Source organism: Streptomyces alfalfae (assembly GCF_004127445.1).
In the GTDB taxonomy this organism is placed as follows: domain Bacteria; phylum Actinomycetota; class Actinomycetes; order Streptomycetales; family Streptomycetaceae; genus Streptomyces; species Streptomyces alfalfae.
This window is the reverse complement of the sequence record NZ_QEXM01000043.1, coordinates 67742-86852: the sequence shown is the minus strand read 5'-3', so window position 1 is coordinate 86852 and position 19111 is coordinate 67742. Positions and strand designations below refer to the sequence as shown.

Below are 19111 nucleotides of genomic sequence, written 5' to 3'. Positions count from 1 at the left end.
CAGGGGTGGGGGCTGTCTCGTCTCAGGGGTCGTAAGGCCAGACGACCACGGAGGAGAACCCCATGGAAGCGCGACTCGACTACGTCACGAACCCGGCCGCGGGCAAGGCCATCAAGCACCTGATGTCGGCGGGGAAGACCCTCCAGGAGTCGACGCTGCCGCGGGCCACCCAGGAGCTGGTGGCGCTGCGCGTCAGCCAGATCAACGGCTGCGCGGTCTGCCTCGACATGCACACCAAGAACGCGGCGGCGGCCGGCGAGACCTCGGTGCGGCTGCACCTGGTGTCGGTGTGGCGGGAGGCCACGGTCTTCACCGAGGCCGAGCGCGCCGCGCTGGAGCTGGCCGAGGAGGGGACCCGGGTCGCGGACGCCGCCACCGGCGTCAGCGACACGGTGTGGGCCAACGCCGCCAAGCACTACGACGAGGACCAGCTCACCGCCCTGGTGTTCATGGTCTCCTTCATGAACATGGTGAACCGGCTGAACATCATCACCCAGCAGCCGGCCACCGGCGCCTACGAACCCGGACAGGGGCACTGAACCACGTGTCCGCACGGCGCGGCACACGCCTCCGGGGCCATGGGAGAGAGGGATGCGGAAGTGGACAAGGTCGACGAGTTCGAGGAGCTGCGGCCGCTGCTCTTCTCCATCGCGTACCGGATTCTCGGCAGCGTGGGCGAGGCGGAGGACGCGGTGCAGGAGACCTGGCTGCGCTTCGACGCCTCGCCGACCCGGCCGGACTCACCCAAGGCGTTCCTCTCGGCGGCGGTGACCCGCGTCTCGATCGACGTGTTGCGCTCCGCACGGGCACGGCGCGAGCGGTACGTGGGCCCCTGGTTCCCCGAACCGCTGCTCGACGACCCCTACGAGGACCCGGCGCGCTCGGCGGAGCTGGCCGACTCCGTCTCCATGGCGGCCCTGCTGCTCCTCGAACGCCTCAGCCCGCTGGAGCGGGCGGTGTTCGTGCTGCGGGAGGTGTTCGGCTTCGGCTTCGACGAGGTGGCCGCCGCGGTGGGGCGCTCGGAACCGGCGTGCCGGCAGCTCCTGGTGCGGGCGCGGGGGCACATGCGGGCCGGCCGCCCCCGCTTCGCGGCGGACCGCGAGGAGCGGGACGCGCTGTCGGCGCGGTTCTTCGACGCCCTGCGCGAGGGCGACGTCGGCGGCCTGCGGGACCTGCTCGCCGCCGACGTGTCGCTGGTCGGCGACGGCGGCGGCAAGGCGCCGCAGCTCGCCAGGGCCGTCATGGGGGCGGACAACGTGGCGCGGCTGCTCGGCGCCGTCATGCCCCGGATGGCCGGAATCGACATCACCTTCGCGCCGCGGGAGGTCAACGGCCAGCCGGGCGCGGTCTTCCGCGACCGGGACGGCAGGGTCCTGCACACGTGGGCGCTCGACGTCGCCGAGGGCCGGGTCCAGGCGATCCGCATGGTCATCAACCCCGACAAGCTCGGCCACGTGGGGCCGGTCGCAAACGCGTGGGCGGTCCACGACGAGCTGAAGCGCACGGGCCGCATGCCGCGCTGACCCGGCCGGCCCGTGGCCCGGCGCATGCCCGCGCGGCGTTCACGCCTTCGCGTACACGACCCACACCTGCCCGGCGGCGAACGGCAGCGGTTCGCCGCCGGGCGTCGTGAACCGCGTGCCGTCCCCGGCCGATGGCCGCTCCCAGCGCGCTTCGTAGGCACGTCCGTCCCGCAGGACGCGCGCCGTGCCCTCGCCCACCGTCTCGGTGAACGGCGTGACGCTTCCCGAGCGGTCGTGGAAGCGGGACGGACGCACCTTCACGTACTGCACGACGACCGTGGACGGCCGCAGCTCCTTGCCGCCGGACGTCCGCGCGCGCGTCCCGTCCATGGCCACGCGCCAGCGCCCCTCGTACTCCACCCAGTCGAACGTGAAGCTCGCCGAGGGGTACCGCACCGTCCGCCGGGTCTCCGGTGTGCCGCCGGCCGGGCGCGGGCCGAACCGGAACCCGGTGCTCTCCAGCGCCCCCGCGCGGGCGCCGCTGTCCAGGGCCTTCGGGCGTACGAAGAGGTTGTGCGGCGCCGCCCTGCCGCCGTCCCGGTAGTAGGCGTCACCGGGCGCCTTGCCGGGCGGCAGGGCCCGCAGGGGCGAGCCGTCGATCAGCGGCAGGAGCTTCGACTGCGCTCCGGAGAAGGCGAGGGCGGGCCGGTCGAACTGCCGCAGGAGTTCGAGGTCCGTCTCGCGCGCGCTGCGCACCGGGCCGATGACCGGCGGCAGTTCGGTGGCGAACACCGCCATCAGACGGCTGAGCCCGGCCTCCACCTGCTCGACGTAGATGACGTCGGCGGCGTCGATGCCGGTCTGCGGGCGCGCGGCGCCCACATTGTCGATCTTCACGGCGAGGACGGAACCGCCGCCCTCGGAGCCCTGGGCCGCCCCGCCCCCCTCGGTCTGAATCGTGCAGCCGACGGCCAGGGCGGCGAGCGCCACCGCCCCGGCCCCTGCCCGCGTCCGCGCCCACCGTCTCATGCGTACGTCTTACCCCATACGGTGCCGGTCTCAGCCCACGTCGAGAACGTTACGCAGGCCGAGCCGGTGGCGGGTGCGGTCATGGCGCTTGGCCAGCTCGATCTCCGGGGGCCGGAACAGGGGCGTCACCGTGCAGGGCCTCTGATCCGAACCGGACCGCTCCAGCAGGGCGTTGACCGCCTGGCGGGCGGCGGCGTTGGCGCCCTCCATCGTGGCGAGGTCGATGTCGACGGAGACGTAGTCGCCGGCGAGGAAGAGGTTGGGGATCTTCGTCGCCGCCGAGGGGCGGTTGTGGAAGGTGCCGACGGGGTGGATGAGCAGTTCGTCCTCGTTGGTGGGGTGCGGTGTGCCGAGGCCGTCGACGCCCGGGTCGAGGAACCACGAGTGCAGCGTGCCGTCGCTCAGGACCGTCTTGCCCGTGTCGTTCAGCGCGGCCTTGAGCTGCGCCCACACCTCCTTGGCGACCTCGTCCCTGGTGCACTGCTTGGCCGTCTTGCCGTAGAGCATCCCCGGCTTGTCCCACTCGGAGATGTCCACCGACAGGCACTCGACCGCGACGCCGTCGCCGTAGTCGGCGGCGAAGTCGCGGTCCGGCCAGTGGCCCGCCTGGGCGATGCCGGTCAGCGACCACGGCGAGTCGATGCAGTTGAAGTGGCCCTTCACCACCGGAGGCCGCTCGGTCAGATAGAACTGGATGCCGGTCATCCAGTCCGTGCGGAGCTTGTCGCAGCGCGCGAGCTGCGGGTCGGCCGCCCTCAGCGCGGCGCCCCATGTCCTGCGCGCGTGCTCCACCGGCATCGCCTGCACGTAGTGGTCGGCGGTGATGTCACGCCGCACGCCGTCCGGGTCCTCGGCGACGGTCCTGGTGATCCGGCCGCCGCCGAACACCAGCTCGCGCACCGTCCACCCGATCTCGAACCGCACGCCGAGCGACGTCAGATGGGCCACCCACGGGTCGATCCACGCCTCGTTCGTGGGGGCGTTGAGCAGCCGGTCGGGCGGGCCGTCGGCGCCCTGCCCGAGCGCGTTGAGGACGAAGGCCTCGCCCAGCGTGCCGACGGTGCGGGTGCTCGCCTCCTCCGCCTTGGTCGCGACGATGTTGCGGGTGACGCCGATGGCCAGGACGCGCTGGTAGTCCTTCGACATCCGCTCGGCCCGCACGAAGTCCCACCACGGCGTCGCCTCCCAGTCGTCGTCACGGCGCTCGTCGCAGCTCGTGAGGAAGACCAGGGCGCGGTTCACGAAGTACGCGACCTCGTGGGCCGGCAGGTTGAGGGCCGTGTCGAGCAGGGCGGTGAGGGCCCGGCGGATGTCGTCCAGGGTGAGCCGCTCGGGCTCCGTGCCCGGCCACGGGATCGGCATGCGCAGGTCCTCGCGGCCGGTGCGCGCGAACGACATCTCGCGCGGGGCGACGAGATTGTCCCAGACGCCGCGGGCGTTCCCGGGGAAGGGGATGCGCCGCATGGTGTCCGGCAGGTTGTGGTAGATCCCGGGGATGAAGCGGAAGCCGTGCTCGCCCGGCAGCGGCTTCCGCCCGCCCTTCGCGCTGTCCGGCACGTCCATGCTGCGGGCCTTGCCGCCGAGCGCCCTGCGTTCGAAGACCGTGACGTCGAAGCCGCGCTCGGCCAGCTCGTGCGCGGCCGTCAGCCCCGCGACCCCGCCGCCGAGCACGGCCACGGACTGCTGCGCCCGCGGGGCCCCCGCTTTTGTGCCGGCCGCCCGCGCGACCCCCGTCCCCAGGCCCATCGCGGCGGCCCCTCCGACCGCCGCGGCCCCCGCGACGAACCCCCGTCTCGTGCTGCCCCCGACACCGCTGTGCCCCATGCCCCGTCCCCCTTACCGTCGGTAACTGACGTGTCAGGCGGTGGAGCATATGGCCGTGCCCCGTGGGGCGGAAGACACGGGGGTGCGCGATCACAGGTTGGCGTGATTGCGGCGCTGAGCGCCCGGCCCGGGGCCGCCGAGCACGTCCTCCAGGGAGTACGAGACCGGCTCCTCCAGTTGGGCGTAGGTGCAGCTCTCCGCCTCGCGGTCGGGGCGCCAGGCGCGGAATCTCGCCGTGTGGCGGAAGCGCTGTCCGTTCTCCATGTGGTCGTACGCGACCTCGCAGACCCGCTCGGGGCGCAGCGGCACCCACGACAGGTCCTTCTTGCCCGTCCAGCGGCTCGGCGCGCCCGGCATCCGCGCCCCCTCGTGCGCCGCCTCGTCGCCCCAGGCCGCCCAGGGGTGGTCCGCGGCGGACTCCAGGCGCAGCGGCTCCAGCTCGTCGATCAGCTCCGCCCGCCGCGCCATGGAGAACGCGGCGGCGACGCCCACGTGCTGCAGGGCGCCGTGGTCGTCGTAGAGGCCGAGGAGGAGCGAGCCGACGACGGGCCCGCTCTTGTGGAAGCGGTAGCCGGCGACCACGCAGTCCGCCGTGCGCTCATGCTTGATCTTGAACATGGAGCGCTCGTTCTGGCGGTAGCGCAGATCGAGCGGCTTGGCGATCACGCCGTCCAGGCCCGCGCCCTCGAACTGGTCGAACCAGCGCCGCGCCACGTCGACGTCCGTGGTCGCCGGCGCCACGTGGACCGGCGGCGTCACCCCGTCCAGCGCCTCCACCAGGCGGGCGCGGCGGTCGTCCATACGGGTGTCGAGCAGCGCCTCGTCGCCCAGCGCCAGGACGTCGAAGGCGACGAAGGAGGCGGGCGTGCGCTCGGCGAGCGTCGCGACGCGCGAGGCCGCCGGGTGGATGCGTTCGCTGAGCGCGTCGAAGTCGAGGTGCCCGTCCCGCGCGATCACGACCTCGCCGTCCAGCACGCAGCGCGCGGGCAGCCGCTCCCGCAGGGCCGCCACCAGCTCGGGGAAGTACCGGGTGAGCGGCTTCCCCGTCCGGCTGCCGATCTCCAGCTCACCCCGGTCCCGGAAGACGATGGCCCGGAACCCGTCCCACTTGGCCTCGTACTGCATGCCCGGGGGAATCGTCGCCACGGGCTTGGCGAGCATGGGCTTCACGGGTGGCATCACGGGGAGATCCATGGTCGGTCACCTGCGCCTATCACTGTCAGTGACGTACTTCGTACCCGTCAGGCGGCTATACGTGTCCAGCGTGATCGCCGCCGACGAGTGGCCTGGCCGCTTCCGTGCCGCCCTGACCGACTCCCGATGCTTGAGCGGGAGCGAGGCGTGTCTGCGGCGGCCGGTCGGCAAGGATCTTGTTCGCGTCGGTCACCATCTTCCGCCAGGTGCGCGGTCACGGCGACCGCTGCACCGGATCACCGGCCGCCGTCGATCACGGATTTCTCTGCCGCGACCCGGTGCGTATTCGCTGCAGTCGACATGCGTGCGGGCGACATGTGTGAAGACGTCGCGAATGGTGCGCCCATGCTCGCGCCGATGGAATGTCGTGCCGAATGGCTGGCGTCATTCCGTGTGCGGGTCGCGGGAAGCCATGCCCAGGCGGAAAGGGGGCCTTCCCGAAGGGCGGCGTCGTTGCCGTGAATGCCGGTCGAGAGCTACTCAAGCGCCGAATCAAGGGCCCGCATGATGCACTCGCGTGCCGCCGGTCCGTGAACGGCGGACCGGGACAATTCTGCGAACGCCCGCAGGTATGTGCGCACTTCGCCCGGTGCCGTGATGTTGACCTCTGCCGTCAGGGTCTCCACAGCCACCTGGGCGTCATCGAAAGCGTAGAAGGCTTCGAGCGGCCACACGGTGCGCCGGGCCGCGAACGGGATGATCCCTAGGGACACGTTCGGCCGGGACATGATCTCTTGCAGGTGCCGAAGCTGTGCGGCCAGCTCGGGGCCGTCGCAGACCCGGTAGTACAGAACGGCTTCTTCGAGCAGCAGCCCGAACCGGTGGTTGCCCTCGTGGACGACGCGGGACCGGTTGAGGCGTGCCTGTACGGCGTCGGCCACGTCGTCAGGGGTGCCCTGGAAAGCCGTGATGGACCGCAGAAGCCCTGTCGCGTAGTCGGCGGTCTTGGAGCATCCCCGGCACGACGTTGGAGGCGTACACGCGGAAGCGGGCGGTTCGCTCATACAGGGGGACGGTCTTCTCGTGGACCCTCCGCATCCCGTCCCGGTGGATCTGCCGCCAGTGGACGTACATGGACTCGGCGGTACGGGACGCGGCGATCAGATCGGCCGCCCGGTCTGCTACACCGCAGGCGTGGCACCAGGCCCGGATGTCGTCATCGGAGGGGGCTGTCTTGGCCCGTGCGATGCGGGAGGCCTTCGACTTGTGCCACCCGCACCGCACGGCCAGTTCATGTCCTGTCAGCCCCGCGTCCCGACGTATGCCGTCCAGTTGGGCAGCTATGGCCGCGCGGGCAGTCTGGGCGGTGGACAGCGGCGATGTGGGCATGAACTTGCCTCTCAGACGGTGTATTTGTCGTGCGGCGTGGCCAGGTCCCAGACGGCCTCGAAGGCGTCGGCGCAGATGCCGGCGGTTGTTTGATCATCGGTCTGGTCAGTGTGGACCCAGCGCCCCTCACCGTCGAACACGTTGAACTGGACGAGCTTCCCGTCGAACAGCCAGAAGTCGTTCCCGGGCAGCGTGAGCCCGGACGCCAACCGGCGGGGCAGCCAGCGGATTTCCTCGCCCGCGGCGATGTTGGTGAAGGTGAACGAGTGCTCGTACCGGATGTACTCGCTGGGCGGTTCGCTCACGATTCGAGCCCGGCGCAACCGGACACCCTTGGCGGTGACTTCCTGCACCACGTCGAGCCAGGGCCGCCACCACGACTCGCGGTCGTCCGGGTCGAGCCGGTGACCCTCCCGCCACGCCGCGAAGCGTTCGTCCTCGTTCGGGATGGCGTACACGTCGCGCATCTCCAGATGAACGGCAGACCGCTCAACCGACCGGATCAGGTCGGTGAAGTTACTCAGGCTCTGCGCCATCAAGTGCCTCCCTCAGCAGCGGAATCATGCGCTGCGGCAGCCGTACCACGCTCTCGTGTGCCGGAAGAGGGCTGTCCTGGACGGTCCGGGCGGTCGTGTCGGCATCGGCCGTCACGCCCTGAATGACGAGATCCTGCGTTTCCTCGTCCACCCACACCGCCGGGCAACCGTGATCTCCGGACTCCGGGTCTTTCCCTACGAACCGTAGGCTCATGGCCCCTCCTCAAGTCCATCCGGGTTGCGGTTGATCGCACGCAGCCTCACGGCGTCCAGTCTGGGCGTCAAGGCTGCTCAGGGCCAACGTGCAACCGCGTGCAACTTCGTGGACCCGCACCTTGGCGCTCTCTATCGTCAGGAGCGGTTGCCCACATCTCCACCGGGAGCGGAACGCGGATGCCGACACACAAGACCACCCAGGAACCGCCCATCGACCTCCCCATGGGCTTCAACGCCCGGCTGCTGGACTGCGCTCCGGTCCCGGGGTGTGCGACCTGTCAGGCAGAGTGGCGGAGCCTCCAGGCCGCCGAGGGGGCCGGGGGCTTCGGCCAGGCCGCCAAGCACGCCATGAAGAGCCGTGACCACTCCGGGAGCCACCGGTGACGATGGACATGCGGACCTACCGGGACGGCCGGAAGGCGGCCACGGACGCGGCGGAAGCGATCCGGGCCGCTCTGGTCGGGCTGGGCCTGCCGGAACGCGTGTGGGGCAGCGTGCGGCCGATGGTGACGCACAGCGGCAAGCCGTACGTCCACCTGGGCATGGTGCGCGCCGAGGCCGCCGAGAAGATCGCGGAAGCTATCCGAGTCGGCGAGTAGGTAGGGGGCAAGTTCTCCTACCGGCCTGGCGTATTGGGGCCCCGCCAGGCTGGAGTGCTGGAGTGTCAGCGGCGGCTGTCAAAATGCTCCACATGGGTGAAGAGTCGCTCGATGCGATCATGATGGCTAAGCCGGTCCATGAGATGGGCGAGGAGCTGTTGGGAGCTGCTGCCACGCTCCTTTATCAGCAAGGGGACGTTGAGGCCGCACTGCTCGCCGCAGAGGTGATCACTGTTGAGCTGGTTCTGTGGAACTCGGGCGACTACGAACCGGACGACTATAGGGCGTATTGCACGGTCGAACCGCAGCTCGTGCCCAAATTCACCGGCGCGGTCCTAGGGCGGATCGAGACGGCCATGTGCACCGTTCTCCCCGCCGCAGCCACGGTGGTCGTCGGTTCCATCGTAGTTCGCCCCGTAATCCCTAAGCCTGCCCCGAATTGGCGAGACCAGCTCCGGGGAGTGGGTGGGCCCCGGCCGACGAACCACGCACGCAAGGTTCGCTTCGAAGCGAAGCACCCGATTGAGGACGATCTCCACTTCACGAACGAGTGGGAGCACCGTGTCTACCAGGTGCTCAAAGAGAAGCAGGCAGCCCTACCGGATGACGAAACGATCGGCATCATGCCGCTGTGCAAGATGAGGGTGCTCGGCACCACCCGGGAGCCTGATTTCTTGATCACTTACAAGGGTCGGGCAGGTGTGATCGAGGTGGACGGGCCCCACCATGAGGGCCCCAAGCGGGCCTCGAACGATCACAGCCGAACCCGCCTCTTGATCAACGCCGGGGTCGAATGGGTTGACCGTCTGGACGTGCGGGACACGACGGAGAAGGCGGAGGTGCAGAAGTTCGTCAACAACTTCCTGTCACGCCTCGGCCGCCGGTAGCTGTCCGTTCACGAGCTTCCTGGGCGGCCACCACCTGTCCCATGAGCGTATCCGCCCAGGTGTGCCGCTCGCTGCCTCGGGGGCCTGCCACTTCATGCCGGGCAGGATGTCGGCCAGGATGGCCAGGTCGTCGCAGTCCATATGTGCGATGGAGGGTGGAGAGGTCGGGGAGGTCGAGTGTCATGATGATCACGATTCCGGTTTAGGCTTCTTGATTGACGCTGCGCCTCCACACCCCCTCTGACCAGGGATTTTGACGCAAACCTCGCCGGTAGCTTGCGCTTGGCGCAAGGGCCGTCCGGACTTGCGAGGGGGTGCGTCATCCGATTGACGCACGGGGGCCTACGTGTGCCCTGGGGGGTGCCTCGTAGCGCTGACTTTGCAGGTCACGCCGGGTGTATGGTCACTTGGCCTCGTACTGCATGCCCGGGGGAATCGTCGCCACGGGCTTGGCGAGCATGGGCTTCACGGGTGGCATCACCGGCAGATCCATGAGCCCAACGTAAGAGGGGCCGGGCGGGGGCGCCTGTTCAGCGGGGCTCGCCGAGGGGAGGGATGCGGCGAATGTCCACCCCCCTTAGCGTGGCCCCATGGGTGCAGACAAGGGCAAGAGCGCGGCCGTGGAGATCGACGCGGGGGAGCGGAAGGTGCGGATCTCCAGTCCTGACCGCGTCGTCTTCGCCGAGCGCGGGTTCACCAAGCTGGACGTCGCCCGGTACTTCGTGGCCGTGGGGCCCGGCATCCTCCGTGCGCTGCGGAACCGGCCCACGACCCTGCAGCGCTACCCGGAGGGGGCGGCGGGGGAGTTCTTCTACCAGAAGCGGGTCCCGAAGAACCACCCCGAGTGGATTCCCACCGCCACCATCGCCTTCCCCAGCGGACGCACCGCCGACGAGATGTGTCCGACCGAGCTGGCCGCCGTCCTGTGGGCCGTCCAGTACAACGCTCTCACCTTCCACCCCTGGCCGGTCCGGCGCGACGACCTCGACCACCCCGACGAACTCCGCATCGACCTCGACCCGCAGCCCGGCACCGACTACGCCGACGCGGTGCGGGCCGCGCACGAACTGCGCGCCGTCCTCGACGAGTTCGGCGGGCTCGTGGGCTGGCCCAAGACCTCCGGCGGGCGCGGGCTGCACGTCTTCGTGCCGATCGAGCCCCGGTGGACCTTCACGCAGGTGCGGCGCGCCGCCATCGCCGTCGGGCGGGAGCTGGAGCGCAGGATGCCGGACGCCGTCACCACCGCCTGGTGGAAGGAGGAGCGCGGAGAGAAGATCTTCGTCGACTACAACCAGACGGCCAGGGACCGCACCATCGCCTCCGCCTACTCGATCCGCGCCCGCCCGCACGCCCCCGTCTCCGCACCGCTGCGGTGGGAGGAGGTCGAGGACGCCCGCCCCGAGGACTTCGACATCGCCACCATGCCGGGCCGGTTCGCCGAGGCCGGCGACGTCCACGCCCGCATGGACGACCGGGCCCACTCGCTCGACGCCCTCCTCGACCTGGCCAACAGGGACGAGCGCGAGCACGGGCTCGGCGACCTGCCGTATCCGCCGGAGTACCCGAAGATGCCCGGCGAGCCGAAACGCGTGCAGCCGAGCCGCGCCAGACACGAGGACTGACCCGAACCGGCAGGGCGGGGCGCGGGCGTGCCGCACCGTCCACGCCGACCGGCCCGGGGCGGCGGAGCAGGAGCGGCCCGGGGCGAGCGCAACGACGCCCCCGCCCCGAGCGGGGCGAGGGCGCCGGAGCGGAGCCGGTGGCAGCGGGGCCTACAGCTCCTTGACCCGGATGTCGCGGTACGAGATCACGTCGGTGACCCCGTGCACCTGGACACCGACATATCCGGACGCGTAGCGCCGCCCGTCCGTGCCGGGGTCGTCGCTCCGCGGCGGCGTGAAGGCCTGGCCGCCGGTGTTGTCGAACTCGTTGATCAGGACGCCGTTGCGGTAGACCGAGTAGTGCTGGTCCACCACCCGGATCTCGTAGTCGTTCCACGTGCCCTTCGGGGTGACGCCGGCCCCGGCGAGACCCACCCGGTCGAAGCCGTAGACCGATCCCGTCTTGTACATGTCGCCGTCAGGCCTGTCGAGCGCCTGGATCTCGTGCCCGTACTTGATGGCGACCCACTCCGGACGCGACTCCTCCGGGTGGTCGTGGACCTGCGGGAAGCGGACGAAGACACCGCCGTTGGCGTTGCCGTTGCCCGGCGCGTCGTCACGCCACTGGAGCTTCAGCGAGAAGTCCCCGTACTTGCGCTCGGGGAACCAGAGCATGCCCATGCCCTCGACGCTGGTGCTGCTCGTGATCGAACCGTCCTCGTTGAGCCCGAACTCGCCGCCGCCGACCTGCTCCCACTTGTCCAGGGACGCCTGGGTGCCGTCGAAGATCTTGCGGTAGCCGTCCGTCTGGCCCGGCTTGCCGATGCCGGACTGCTTGGCGGCACGGTTGATCTTGTTGTACTCGCGCTTGTCGATCTCACCGTCCTTCTTGAGCCTGTCGGTGACGGTCTTGACGTGCTTCAGGAAGAGGGCGTGGGACGTCCACTCCTTCTCGTCCTCGATCAGCTCGTTGACACGGCACCGGCTGTTGGTGACCCGGTTCGGGATGCCCGTGTCGACGGTGCCGACGATGACCGTCAGCCGCTCGTCGAACTCGGGGCAGTTCGGGGCGGGCACCCCGCCGCCCTGCGCGACCGTGAACGAGACGTCCTTGGCCGGCGCGGTGTTGCCCGCCTTGTCGCTCGCGCGGTACGCCACCGTGTGCCGGCCCGCGCGGTCGACGGTGACCGGCGCCTCGTAGGCCAGGTAGGGGCCGCCGTCCAGCGAGTACTCGACCTTGTCGACGCCCGAGTCGGCGTCGGTCGCGGTGACCGTCACCTTCGCCTTGCCGACGTAGGCGCCGTCGGAGTTCTTGGTCCCCTCGACCTTCGCCGACGTCTCCGGCGGCGTCTTGTCCTGCACCGGCGGGTCGACCACCGTGAACTCGACGGACTTCTCCGCCGCCTGGTTGCCCGCCTTGTCGGCGGCGCGGTAACGGACCTTGTGGGCGCCCGTCTCGTGCACCATGACCGGGGCGCTGTACGTGGTCCAGGCGCCGTCGCCGACCGCGTACTCGATCGTGTTGACGCCGGAACCGGTGTCGGACGCCGTCACCGTGACCGTCGCCATCGCGAGGTACTGGCCCTGGTCGTTCTTCTCGCCCGTCACCGTGGCCGAGGTCTCCGGGGGCGTCTTGTCGTCCGTGTCGGGCGCGACCACCTTGAAGTCGGCGGACTTCTCCGTGGCGACGTTGCCCGCCTTGTCGGCGGCCCGGTAGCGGATCTTGTGGCTGCCGACCTGGTCGACGACCACGGGCGCGGTGTACGGCTGCCAGGCGCCGTCCGCGCCGATCGCGTACTCGATCCTGTCGACGCCGGAACCCTCGTCCGTCGCGGTCAGCGCCACCGTCGCCGAACCGACGTACGCGCCGTCGGCGTTGGTCTGGCCCTCCACCTTCGCGTCGACCTCGGGCGCGGTGGTGTCCTCGCCGCCGCCCTCGGTCACCACCAGGATGCCCTGCATCGCCCCGTGGCCCGGGATGGTGCAGTGGTAGCGGTAGCGGCCCGGGGTGAGCGTGACCTCGGCGGTGTGCTTGCCGCCCTGGTCGTCATTGGGGTTGGCGAGGATGTTCAGCGGGACGTCGTTGTTGTACTCCGGGTCGGAGACGTCGAACGTCAGCGTGTGCGGCATGCCGGTCGTGTTGCCGGTCGCCTCGCTGTTCTCGAAGACGATCGTCGTCGGGCCCGCCACGGCCGTCGTGGGCGCCGACTTGTACTTCGAGATGTCGTTGTCGGCCGTCCAGGTGAGGGTCTGCGCTCGGGCGGAGAGCCCGGTGTTGTCGGGGCGCGCCACGGCCGCCGTCGAGGTGAGGCCGAGCACCATCAGGAGCGAGGCGAACAGCGCCGTGCACAGTCGCCGTCTCCGGATGGACCTTCGTGCGCGCGTGGTGCGCCGCGTCGGAGAACGCATCATCCCGCCTTCCTGGCCAGGTCGCCGGCGGCCGGGGTCGCCGCCTTGCCCTTGTAGGTCACGCGCCACAGCGCCGACTTGGAGTCCGAGGTGAAGAAGCCGCGGCCATAATCGAGGACGTACAGCGAGCCGTCCGGCGCGAACTTCCAGTCCATGAGGTTCTTGATGCCGTCGTTGCCGATCGGGATGATTTTCTTCAGCGACTCGGCGTGCACCGGGAGGCCGCCGTCGCCGACCGTCTTCGGGTCGGTCACCACGGCGTGCCGGGGCTGGTCGGCGTCGTAGAAGTCGCCGACGAACCACTTGCCGTCCCAGTACGAGGGCCACTTGACGGCGCTCTCGCTCGCCGCGTCGTAGCGGTAGACCGGGCCGTTCATCGTGGCCTGGCCGCCGCCCTTGAGCCAGGGCAGGAGCGTCTTCTGCTCCGACGTCTTGTAGCTCGGCACGCCCTTGGCGTCGCGCGGGTAGTCGACGCCGCCGCCCTGCGGCGAGTACCAGATGTTGTTGGGCTCGGCCGGTGGGATGTTCACCAGGCCGTCGTTGTTCGGCGACTCGTTCTTGAGGTTCTCGCAGTCGTACCAGCCGAGCGGCTTCGTCGGATCCGGCAGGTTGCGGTCGCGGTAGGGCTGGTTGTTGCCCATGCAGTACGGCCAGCCGCGGTTGGAGGCGTGGGTGATCGCCGCGAACGTGTCGTACTTGGCCGGGCCCCACGTCGTCGACGGCGCGCCCGCGTCCGGGCCGACCCAGCCCGCGTACAGCGTGTCCGTCTTCTTGTCGATGCTGATGCGCGCCGGGTTCCTGACGCCCATCACATAGATCTCGCCACGCGTCTTGCCGCCGCCCTCGGCCTGCTCCTTGCCGGTGAAGAGGTTGCCGTCGGGGAGCGTGTACGTCCCGTCGGGCTCGGGGTGGATGCGCAGGATCTTGCCGTTGAGGTTGTTGGTGTTGCCGGCGGTGCGGCGCGCGTCGGCGAAGGAGACGCCCTTGAAGTTGGGCTGCGGGTTGTTGCCCGAGTAACCGTCGGAGAACTGCGAGGAGTTGTTGTCACCCGTCGCGATGTAGAGGTTGTCCTTGGAGTCCCAGGCCATGCCGCCGCCCGCGTGGCAGCAGCTGTGGATCTGCACCGGCCACTTCAGCAGCACCTTCTCGCTGCCCAGGTCCAGCTTGTCGGTGCTCCGGTCGAACGTGAACCGGGAGACGTGCCGCTCGGCCATGTGCGTCTCGCGGTTGATCTTCGAGTGGGGCGTGTAGTGCAGGTAGACCCACCCGTTCCGCTCGAACCCCGGATCCAGCTCGATGCCGAGCAGGCCCTCCTCGACCTTGATCAGCTCATCGCCGCCGCCCTTGTTGCCGAAGACGGTCAGCGCGCCCGCGAGCGTCGACTTCTTGGTCTCGGGGTCGTAGACGTGGATCTCGCCCGTGCCCTTGCCGATGTCGGGGTTGTTCCAGTCCGTGATCACCGGCTGCGAGGAGCCCGCGCCGCCGCGGCCGATGGAGAAGACCTTGCCGTCGGGCGCGGTGACCAGGCCGTGCGGCTCACCGATCTGGTCGTTCTTGCCCGGCTGGTTGGCCTGGGTGAGGCGTTCCGCCGTGTAGTTGGCGGTAATCGTCGACTGGCAGTCGGCCCGCGCGAGGCGGGTGGTCCACAGCAGGGCGCCGCGCAGGTGGCCGCGGAAGTCCGCCTCGTCGTACGACGCGGCCGTGCCGCCCATGCCGGTGTAGAAGGACCGGCCGCCGTCGTAGTCACGGCACCAGGACACGGGGTGGTCCCAGCCGTTCTTGCCCGCGCCCGGCTGGTAGGTCGACTCCCGTACGCGGGCGACCGTGTGGACGTCCCCCGAGGGGTTCTTGGTCCAGTTCAGCCAGCGGTCGGGCCGCTTCCACTCCAGGGGCAGGTCCTTGGTGGCGGGGTTCTGGCGGTCGCCGACCTCGACGGTGGCGCGCTGCACGTTGCTGGGGCTCGCGTCGGCCGGGCGGGCGCCGATCAGCCCGGTGAACCACGAGGAGTACGGCTCGGCGCGGGCCGCGTCATGGATGCCGAGGAAGCCGCCGCCGGCCTCCATATAGGCCTCGAGGCCCGCTTCCTGCTCGGCGTCGAGGACGTCGCCGCCGCCCGTGAGGAAGGCGACCGCGTTGAACCTGCCGAGCTTCTTCTCGTTGGTGAAGACGGACGCGTCGTCCGTCGCCACGATCGTGAACCGCTGGGCCTCGGGGCCCGTCAGGCCGATCTTCTCGATGGCCTCGATGCCGGCGTTGACGACGGGAGACTCGTCGCCGCCCGCCGCCGAGCCGTGGAAGACGAGCACCTTGACGTTGGCGCCGCCGGGCGGCGACGGAAGGGACATCGTTGTCATGGGCGGTTCCGGGTACGGTCGCGCGGACGCGGCCTGCGCCGACAGCGCGCCGGTGACCAGGGCTCCGGAGAGCAGCGCGGCCGCCATGGCGCGGCGCGAGCGTTTCGGTCTGCGTCGTCCTCTGCTCGATCCTCGTACGGCCAAGGGCCCTTGATGCGGTGAGAGCCGCATGAGTACACCCACCCCTCGTCGGTCACAGCAACAGCGCCGACGAAGCTAGACCTCTTTTCGCGACTCGCCAATAGGTATCACCGGGATAGTACGAACTTTGTCCTGAGTGTGGATAAACGAAGGTGCGGTCGTTACCGTATGGCCGTCCCCGGGGCCTCCCGCGCCCCGTCATTCTCCGTAGGGCAGTGGGGAGTTCAGCATGGGTGGACGCGGCATGGACAGATTCCGCTCGGCCACGTTCCGCATGGACAGGCGGAGCTTCAACAAGAAGATGCTCGCGGGCGGCGCGCTCGCCGCGACCGGGGTGACATCGTTGTCGATGGTGAACGCGCCCGAGGCGAGCACCGCGGAGACGCCCCGGACCGCCCCCGCGGGCGGCGACGTCAAGCGCATCAAGATGTACGCCGAGAAGCTCCCCGACGGACAGTTGGGCTACGGCCTGGAGAAGGGCAAGGCGTCGATCCCGGGGCCGCTCATCGAGCTCAACGAGGGCGACACCCTGCACATCGAGTTCGAGAACGCCACCGACGTCGACGCCAGCCTGCACGTCCACGGCATGGACTACGAGATCTCCAGCGACGGCACCCGGCACACCAACAGCCACGTGGAGCCGGGCGGCAAGCGCACCTACACCTGGCGCACGCACGCCCCCGGGCGTCGCAAGGACGGCACGTGGCGGCCGGGGACGGCCGGGTACTGGCACTACCACGACCACGTCGTGGGCACGGACCACGGCACCGGCGGGGTGCGCAAGGGCCTCTACGGGCCGCTGATCGTGCGCCGCAAGGGCGATCCGCTGCCCGACAAGACCTTCACGATCGTCTTCAACGACATGACCATCAACAACAAGTCCGGCCACGACAGCCCCACCTTCGAGGCCACGGTGGGCGACCGCGTCGAGTTCGTGTCGATCACCCACGGCGAGTACTACCACACGTTCCATGTGCACGGTCACCGCTGGGCGGACAACCGCACCGGCATGCTGACCGGCCCCGACGACCCCAGCCAGATCCTCGACGACAAGATCACCGGGCCGGGGGACTCCTTCGGCTTCCAGGTCATCGCGGGCGAGGGGGTCGGGGCCGGGGCCTGGATGTACCACTGCCACGTCCAGAGCCACTCGGACATGGGGATGGCGGGCCTGTTCCTGGTGAAGAAGAAGGACGGCACCGTCCCGGACTACGAGCCGCATCACGCGGCCAAGACCGCCAAGGACATTAAGGGCACGAAGGACGGTAAGGACGGGAAGGACACGGAGAGTTCCGGCGGGGGCGAGGCGTCGTCCGGGCACCACCACTAGGCGAGGCGACGGCGGCCGGGCGTCACCGCTGATGTGCCCGCTCCCGCCCGGGCGGCCGGCGAAGGAACTTCGGGGTCGGCAGGGATTCCCGGCCGATGACGTCGTTCACCAGGAAGCAGGGGCGTACGGCGAAGCCGAGGGAGCAGATCAGGGCGTCGAGGGTCACAGGGCCACCCACTCGCGGGCGGCGGGGGCGCGGGTGACGCAGTCGGGGCAGAAGGGGTCGCGCCGTGTGGTGACCGAGGACGGTTCACCGGTGGACACGTCGAGCGTGGTGACCCGGCCCCAGGCGTGTTCCGCGCCCATGGGGAGCAGGCTGCGCAGCGCGAGGTGGGCGATGAGCCCGCCGGCGCCGAGGCGCAACTCACCGCCGAGGCCGGCCGCCTGGTCGCGGACAGCGGCCCGCCGTCGGCCCGTCCGCTCACCACGACGCGGCACCGCGCCTTCATGCGGGCGACGTACGGCTGCGAGACCGTCACCGCGACCCAGTGCCGGCGCACCCCGGCCGGCCTGCTCCCCCGCCCGGCCCACGGCCTGGTCCGGGGCCGCCTCTTCGGCCGTCCCGCGCCCCGCGCTGCCTGGGGGCGCGCCCTGGCCGTCTTCGACCTCGTCCGGCTCGCGGGCCAGACCCGCAAGCTGGAGGTCCTCGCCCTCGGCGGCGCAGCGAGCGACCCGGCACGCACCGGCACGGCGTACCTCCACCGCGACGCCCTGCACGACGTCAACTTCCTGAGCGTCGTGAACGGCTCACCCGTCACCGCCGAGGCCGAGTGGGCGGCCCGCCGGCGGGCGGACGCGGGCTTCGTCGCCGTCGCCCCCTACGCGGACGGGGGACCTGCCAGAACTTCGTCGACCCGGCCCCGCGCGGCTGGCGCCACGCCTATTACGCCGAGAACTGTCCCCGGCTGACCGAGCTCCAGGCCGCCTACGACCCGCGCGGGGCGTTCCGCTTCCCCCAGGGCATAGGGCGCGGGGGCGCGGGCGCGGGACCCCGCCCCGCCTGAAGGCGGCCACCGGGTGCCCGGCGCGGCCCCGTACCGACCGCCACCGGCGTCGATGCGGAAGGATGGGCCGGACGGCGGTGGTCGCGGACCACCGCCCCGCGTCATCGCCCAAGCATCCGCCGCCGAAGAATGGAGCGTCGAAGGTGACCGAGGAGCCGAGCGCGGCACAGCGCCCCACCCTGGAGGCCGTGGCCGCCCGAGCCGGGGTCTCGCGCGCCACGGTCTCGCGCGTCGTCAACGGCGGGCCCGGGGTGCGCGAGGAGTTGGCCGACAAGGTCAGGCACGCCGTCGACGAACTCGGCTACGTCCCCAACCACGCCGCCCGCAGCCTCGTCACCCGCCGCCACGACGCGATCGCCGTGGTGATCGCCGAATCGGAGACCCGGGTCTTCGCCGACCCGTTCTTCGCGCTGCAACTGCGGGGCATCAGCAGGGAACTGACGGCACATGACGTGCAGCTCGTCCTGCTGCTCACCGAGGGCAGGGATGACCACGAGCGGGTCGGCCGCTATCTGTCCGGCGGCCATGTCGACGGTGCCCTCGTCTTCTCGCTGCACCTGGACGACCCGCTGCCGGGCATCATCCGCCGGGCGGGCCTGCCCACCGTGTTCGGCGGCCGTCCAGGATGGCAGGACGCGGACGCGGGGGAGCGGAGCGCGCCGTACGTCGACTGCGACAACCGCGGGGGCGCGCGCGAGGCGGTGCGCCATCTGGTCGGGCTCGGGCGGCGCCGCATCGCGCACATCACCGGGGCGCTCGACCAGACCTCCGCGGTCGACCGCCTCGACGGCTTCAGGGACGCCCTGGCCGACGCGGGACCGCACCTGATCGAGGAGGGTGACTTCACCTTCGCGGGCGGCGAGCGGGCGATGCGGCGCCTCCTCGACGCCGAGCCGGAACTCGACGCCGTCTTCGCCGCCAACGATCTGTCGGCGTCCGGCGCCCTGCGGGTCCTGCGGGAGCGGGGGAGGTCGGTGCCGGACGACGTGGCGGTGGTCGGCTTCGACGACATGCTGCTCGTGGCCGAGCAGACGGAGCCGCCGCTGACGACGGTCCGCCAGGACATCGAGGAGATGGGCCGCCTGATGGCCCGCATGCTGCTCAGGGACCGGAGCGGCGAGGGCCTGGCCGCGGGCCCTTCGAGCGTGGTGCTGCCGACCGCCCTGGTGCGCAGGGCCTCGGCCTGACCGCCGGC

At 70.6% G+C, this 19111-nt stretch carries 18 protein-coding genes and 1 pseudogene; 9 read left to right on the top strand and 10 right to left on the bottom strand.

Translation table 11 applies throughout. The annotated features are described in order from the left end of the window. Nucleotides 1-62: 62 nt before the first annotated feature. Complete coding sequence (locus DCW30_RS23370; protein WP_076683222.1) at nt 63-539, top strand: carboxymuconolactone decarboxylase family protein; 477 nt, start codon at nt 63-65, stop codon at nt 537-539. Between the two features lie 60 nt (nt 540-599). Beyond that, nucleotides 600-1523, top strand: coding sequence for an RNA polymerase sigma-70 factor (locus tag DCW30_RS23365; protein ID WP_076683220.1), 924 nt, complete (start codon nt 600-602; stop codon nt 1521-1523). A gap of 39 nt (nt 1524-1562) precedes the next feature. Here the strand turns inward: DCW30_RS23365 and DCW30_RS23360 are convergent, their stop codons facing one another. From DCW30_RS23360 to DCW30_RS23335, 6 genes and pseudogenes are all read right to left on the bottom strand, one after another. Further along, nucleotides 1563-2492, bottom strand: a complete 930-nt coding sequence (locus DCW30_RS23360; protein ID WP_076683218.1) for a DUF3048 domain-containing protein — start codon at nt 2490-2492, stop codon at nt 1563-1565. A 30-nt stretch (nt 2493-2522) separates the two neighbouring features. Then, a complete protein-coding gene (locus tag DCW30_RS23355; RefSeq protein WP_076683216.1) occupies nt 2523-4316 on the bottom strand; it encodes a hydroxysqualene dehydroxylase in 1794 nt (597 codons plus the stop codon). A 90-nt stretch (nt 4317-4406) separates the two neighbouring features. Continuing rightward, the gene (locus DCW30_RS23350) at nt 4407-5510 is read right to left on the bottom strand and encodes an ATP-dependent DNA ligase (RefSeq protein ID WP_076683214.1); all 1104 of its coding nucleotides are present in this window, start codon (nt 5508-5510) and stop codon (nt 4407-4409) included. Between the two features lie 476 nt (nt 5511-5986). Further along, nucleotides 5987-6839: pseudogene (locus DCW30_RS23345) on the bottom strand (helix-turn-helix domain-containing protein). Between the two features lie 11 nt (nt 6840-6850). Continuing rightward, the gene (locus DCW30_RS23340; protein WP_076683212.1) at nt 6851-7375 is read right to left on the bottom strand and encodes a DUF6879 family protein; all 525 of its coding nucleotides are present in this window, start codon (nt 7373-7375) and stop codon (nt 6851-6853) included. Then, nucleotides 7356-7589, bottom strand: a complete 234-nt coding sequence (locus DCW30_RS23335) for a hypothetical protein (protein ID WP_062671446.1) — start codon at nt 7587-7589, stop codon at nt 7356-7358. The genes DCW30_RS23340 and DCW30_RS23335 overlap by 20 nt, the downstream gene beginning before the upstream one ends. A 179-nt stretch (nt 7590-7768) precedes the next feature. Between DCW30_RS23335 and DCW30_RS23330 the strand changes: the two genes are divergently transcribed. From DCW30_RS23330 to ligD, 4 genes are all read left to right on the top strand, one after another. Next, nucleotides 7769-7975, top strand: coding sequence for a hypothetical protein (locus DCW30_RS23330; protein ID WP_076683210.1), 207 nt, complete (start codon nt 7769-7771; stop codon nt 7973-7975). A 2-nt stretch (nt 7976-7977) separates the two neighbouring features. Further along, a complete protein-coding gene (locus tag DCW30_RS23325; RefSeq protein WP_076683208.1) occupies nt 7978-8190 on the top strand; it encodes a hypothetical protein in 213 nt (70 codons plus the stop codon). A 92-nt stretch (nt 8191-8282) separates the two neighbouring features. Continuing rightward, nucleotides 8283-9077, top strand: a complete 795-nt coding sequence (locus DCW30_RS23320) for an endonuclease domain-containing protein (RefSeq protein WP_237283327.1) — start codon at nt 8283-8285, stop codon at nt 9075-9077. Between the two features lie 590 nt (nt 9078-9667). After that, entirely contained in the window at nt 9668-10699 is a 1032-nt protein-coding gene (gene ligD, locus DCW30_RS23315; protein WP_062783251.1) for a non-homologous end-joining DNA ligase, read from the top strand. A gap of 150 nt (nt 10700-10849) precedes the next feature. On the opposite strand, the gene DCW30_RS23310 is transcribed toward ligD, so the two are convergent. Both DCW30_RS23310 and DCW30_RS23305 read right to left on the bottom strand, forming a co-directional pair. Next, nucleotides 10850-13087 (bottom strand): OmpL47-type beta-barrel domain-containing protein, encoded by a 2238-nt coding sequence (locus DCW30_RS23310; protein ID WP_076688603.1) that lies wholly within the window; start codon nt 13085-13087, stop codon nt 10850-10852. Continuing rightward, nucleotides 13087-15528 (bottom strand): ThuA domain-containing protein, encoded by a 2442-nt coding sequence (locus DCW30_RS23305; protein WP_237283326.1) that lies wholly within the window; start codon nt 15526-15528, stop codon nt 13087-13089. Before DCW30_RS23305 ends, DCW30_RS23310 begins: the two co-directional genes overlap by 1 nt. A 328-nt stretch (nt 15529-15856) precedes the next feature. Here DCW30_RS23305 and DCW30_RS23300 point away from each other — a divergent pair, with 328 nt between their 5' ends. Continuing rightward, on the top strand, nt 15857-16912 hold the full coding sequence (locus DCW30_RS23300) for a multicopper oxidase domain-containing protein (RefSeq protein WP_076688601.1): 1056 nt from the start codon (nt 15857-15859) through the stop codon (nt 16910-16912). 22 nt (nt 16913-16934) lie between these two features. Here the strand turns inward: DCW30_RS23300 and DCW30_RS36785 are convergent, their stop codons facing one another. After that, complete coding sequence (locus DCW30_RS36785) at nt 16935-17078, bottom strand: hypothetical protein (protein WP_162933548.1); 144 nt, start codon at nt 17076-17078, stop codon at nt 16935-16937. Continuing rightward, a complete protein-coding gene (locus DCW30_RS38280; protein WP_237283325.1) occupies nt 17075-17350 on the bottom strand; it encodes a hypothetical protein in 276 nt (91 codons plus the stop codon). The genes DCW30_RS36785 and DCW30_RS38280 overlap by 4 nt, the downstream gene beginning before the upstream one ends. Nucleotides 17351-17400: 50 nt before the next feature. Between DCW30_RS38280 and DCW30_RS37575 the strand changes: the two genes are divergently transcribed. Together DCW30_RS37575 and DCW30_RS23290 are read left to right on the top strand one after the other, a co-directional pair. Next, the gene (locus DCW30_RS37575; RefSeq protein WP_373568997.1) at nt 17401-17916 is read left to right on the top strand and encodes a BBE domain-containing protein; all 516 of its coding nucleotides are present in this window, start codon (nt 17401-17403) and stop codon (nt 17914-17916) included. Between the two features lie 143 nt (nt 17917-18059). Further along, nucleotides 18060-19103 carry a LacI family DNA-binding transcriptional regulator gene (locus tag DCW30_RS23290; RefSeq protein ID WP_076683200.1) on the top strand — a complete coding sequence of 348 codons (1044 nt, stop codon included), beginning with the start codon at nt 18060-18062 and terminating at the stop codon, nt 19101-19103. Nucleotides 19104-19111: the final 8 nt, after the last annotated feature.